The sequence below is a fragment of the Arenibacter lacus genome (assembly GCF_008711145.1).
GTDB classification, from domain to species: Bacteria; Bacteroidota; Bacteroidia; order Flavobacteriales; family Flavobacteriaceae; genus Arenibacter; species Arenibacter amylolyticus.
Window position 1 is genome coordinate 1 of the sequence record NZ_VVIN01000124.1, and the last position, 3,685, is coordinate 3,685.

Consider the following 3,685-nt stretch of genomic DNA (forward strand, 5'->3'; position numbering starts at 1 on the left):
GCACATTGGTAGTTTGATTGCTAACCCCAATATTGTCCTTTTGTTTCGTAGGCATAGGAGCACTTTCACTAGCTTTCAAGTTTTCATTTTCCGCACTTTTCATGTCTTTTATTGGAGTTTATTTAGTTCCTATTTCCCATTAGTTACGACTCTTCCACTTTTCATAGGCTGCATATTGCTCATCGGATAAGATTTGCTTCAATTGGCGTTGCCGTTCACTGGCTACCGTTCCCATCATTTTCCCATTGGGGGAATTTCGCTGCTTGCTTATAAAATTGTCCATAGCCCGTTCCAATTGATTTATTTGATCGGTGGTCATCTTTAATTCCTCATACATTTTGGACAAATCTTCCTCTGAATTAGTGGGTGCTTTCAAGGACGCAGAATTTACGTTTACATTGGCCCCCGTAGAGCCATTAGCACCCTCAACTATATTGGTGGATTTTGCATTCTCTACAGATTTATTTGGGGAGGTATCCGCTATCGTTTCCGAAGACGTACGTTCCGTAGTTGCCACTTGGGGCTGTTTTTTCTCCTGTGCTGCCCTTTCTACCTTACTGGATTTACAGCTTAGTTGCATCATCAATGCCATTGAGATGCCCATTATACCTATATATCTTTTCATTTTTCAATATTTTTATGTTGTTGCTCTTATTTCTATGAAAAGATAATTTAATGCCTGCTCTTTTGTGAATGGAAATGAATTTAAAATTAACTGCTTTAAGCAGTAGTACCCCTATTGGTAATTAATGTAAAACACTAGGGATTTTAAGTTTTTAAATAATACATTGAAAGTCGCGCCGACTCTACTTTTAAAAGATGGTAGCGGAGTAAACGACGAAAACTTGGCAACAGGTCATGGGAGAGTAGAAGGTTGCAAATTTCAATAATCTTGAAGTCGGTGTCCATAAAATCCCCATCCCCACTCATAGACAAGGAATTTTGACCATATAAATTAAGGTGTCGCTGAAACACTTCTTCCATCAGAGGTCCTACACGGTTTTCCCGATCCCCTCCCTCCATGGCCACTTCCAAGTCCGAAATAAAATCCAAACGCTCAAAGGCCCTTTCCTCTAGAAAGCGCCTTAAGATTGGGGTGGGTGCGCATATTGCTGCATTGATATATTGAAGCTGGGAACAAGCATAAAATCTACTCAACTGTTGGAGACAAGCATATAAAATCCAATTCTGCATCATTCAAGTTTTAGCTAAAACTAGTAATCATTCCCCACAAATATTTTCTTTAATGAATTAAAATGTAACGCAATTCATAATAGCTAAATTACCTTAATCGTGATAAGGAAAAAGGAGAATCCCTTGCAGTCCGATCCCTATTTCACCTATTCCCCTTCTACAGACACCATCAAACTAAGAGGCACATAACCTATTAATTACCAATCCAATAAAGCTATATCAGTCAACAAAAAACTGGAACAGGTTAAGCGCTTCCCTATTTACACGGTAATTTTCATCTTGGGATAATATCCGTCCTATTTAAGGTCACACTAAAAACTCCTTTTCATGATCGCATTGGAAAAAAGTCATAAAATTGCCAAGCATTTCATTAATACCGTGGGCCATACCCCCTTGGTAGAATTAGGTAATATATTTAACAAGCCGGGGGTTAAGGTGTTTGGTAAATTAGAACTTGCCAATCCCAGCGGTAGTGTGAAGGATCGTACTGCGATGAACATTTTACGGGAAGCGATAGCTACTGGAGAGATTCAGCCTGGCGACACCATTATTGAGTCTAGCTCCGGAAATATGGCCCTCGGACTTGCCCAGGCATGTCTCTACTATAAGCTGCAGTTAGTAGTGGTTGTAGATCCGCACATCAACCAACATACCGAAAAATTACTATGCACCTACGGAGCCAAGATAGTACAGGTGAAATCGCCCAATGAAAATGGCGGGTATTTAGGCGCCAGATTGAAAAAGGTTCAACAATTGCTTCTGGACATCCCCAACAGCTACTGGTCTAATCAATATGGAAATCCCAATAATCCGTTGGCCCACCACGATACAATGACAGAAATAATGGAGGCCCTCAACTATAAGGTAGATTATTTATTTATAGCCGTAAGTACCTGCGGAACCATCATGGGCTGTGCAGATTATATAGAGAAAAATAATATAAATACTAGGATTATTGCAGTAGATGCCATTGGAAGCGTACTTTTTGGTGGCTCACCGGGCGAAAGAATAATTCCAGGCCATGGCGCCAGTGTACCCTCCCAATTCTTAGACTCATCCAAGCTATGGGATCATGTGGAAGTTAGCGACTTGGATTGCGTGCTGGGATGCTGGTCCTTGCTAAAAAAAGAGGGGATCCTTTGCGGCGGGTCTACAGGGGGCGTTGTTTCCGCAATCCAAAAGTACGAATACCACCTGCCAGACAATAGCAACTGCGTTTTATTGCTATGCGATAGAGGCGATCGCTATCTGGATACCATCTACAATAGGGAATGGCTGCTTAAGAAAATAGCAGGGGTTAAAAACCACTTGAATCCTATAGGTGGATGGTAGAGAAAAAGAAAATACCCAACAAAAACTCCAGGATGCCTTTAAGAATAGGAATCATAGGGTTTGGACCAAAAGGCCTGTATGGCTTAGAAGAGTTACTAGCACAAATAAAACATGCAGCCATAAAGGTCCCCATAGACATACATCTTTTCAATAAAACGGTTTTTTTTGGTGCTGGAGATATTTATCGTCCGGACCAGCCTAGGTATCTTCTTATGAATTTTGCCAACCATAATATAAAATTCCATAGAGAGGGAAAACCCAATTTCCTCGATTCAGCCATGGATGATTATGTGCACTGGCTAAATAAAAAAACAGGGCAAGGGAACGATGACATGATAAACTCATTTTCCCCAAGAGGGTGGGTTGGCGAGTACCTAACTCACTGTTTTGATAAACTTTGCCAGAACCTTCCCAACCATATTACAATTACACCACATGTAGCCACCATTAGCAGGATACACCGTAAAGATAAGGGGTACAGCTTGGAAAGCGAAGAAGATGGAAACTGGCTTCCCAATCATTATTTTAAAAAATTATTGATTACCACTGGGCATGTTTGGCATAGGCCCCAACTTTCTGTCAACCAAAAAGCCATGGCAGGCTATATAGATTTTGTTTATCCGGTAACGGAGCAGCTTGCCCAAATAGGCGCCCATACTAAAGTGGCTATTAAAGGAATGGGCCTCACGTATATAGACACAGCGCTTTCCCTTACGGAGGGACGGGGTGGCACTTTCAAATTGTTACCCAACGGTAGCCTACAATATATTCCCTCTGGCAAGGAACCTGCAAAGATATACCCCTTCTCTAGAACCGGATTGCCCATGATACCCAGAACGGGTACCCAAGGAGAAATGCCCATACCCTCCCCTATTATCCAGGATATACTGGGAAAAATGAATGCTGCTAAGCCAACTAGTTTTGTAAACACCATTCTTCCCAGAATAAAACAACTCTTTCATTATGCCTACTATCGTACCCTATTTCAAGTGGTGGGGTGGGAGTTAAAATACCATCCAGATTACTCAAAGGTAGAAGAACAGGTGGCCAATTTTCATTTAGAATACAGTCAACTTCCTAAGTTTTCCTGGCTGGCCATGGAGGATCCATTTCACAGCATACGCCAACCTTCCCACAGTTATACCTCGTTTTATCTAAA

Annotated in this window: 4 protein-coding genes; 2 read left to right on the forward strand and 2 right to left on the reverse strand. The window is 41.4% G+C overall.

The genetic code is table 11. The features are described 5' to 3' along the window. Nucleotides 1–139 precede the first annotated feature (139 nt). Nucleotides 140–625: a hypothetical protein gene (locus F1E73_RS16555; RefSeq protein ID WP_150452600.1), complete on the reverse strand. Its 486-nt coding sequence runs from the start codon at nucleotides 623–625 to the stop codon at nucleotides 140–142. 143 nt (nucleotides 626–768) lie between these two features. Then, nucleotides 769–1,197 (reverse strand): hypothetical protein, encoded by a 429-nt coding sequence (locus F1E73_RS16560; protein WP_150452601.1) that lies wholly within the window; start codon nucleotides 1,195–1,197, stop codon nucleotides 769–771. Nucleotides 1,198–1,521: 324 nt separating this feature from the next. Here F1E73_RS16560 and sbnA point away from each other — a divergent pair, with 324 nt between their 5' ends. Together sbnA and F1E73_RS16570 are read left to right on the forward strand one after the other, a co-directional pair. Beyond that, on the forward strand, nucleotides 1,522–2,526 hold the full coding sequence (gene sbnA, locus F1E73_RS16565) for a 2,3-diaminopropionate biosynthesis protein SbnA (protein WP_150452602.1): 1,005 nt from the start codon (nucleotides 1,522–1,524) through the stop codon (nucleotides 2,524–2,526). A 32-nt stretch (nucleotides 2,527–2,558) separates the two neighbouring features. Continuing rightward, nucleotides 2,559–3,685: FAD/NAD(P)-binding protein (locus F1E73_RS16570; protein ID WP_191089053.1), on the forward strand; the 1,127-nt coding region annotated here is incomplete at its 3' end.

Bases quoted from the DNA above. Each gene is read 5' to 3' on its own strand.
- F1E73_RS16555 (WP_150452600.1), bottom strand. From the start codon at position 625: ATGAAAAGATATATAGGTATAATGGGCATCTCAATGGCATTGATGATG.
- F1E73_RS16560 (WP_150452601.1), bottom strand. From the start codon at position 1,197: ATGATGCAGAATTGGATTTTATATGCTTGTCTCCAACAGTTGAGTAGA.
- sbnA (WP_150452602.1), top strand. From the start codon at position 1,522: ATGATCGCATTGGAAAAAAGTCATAAAATTGCCAAGCATTTCATTAAT.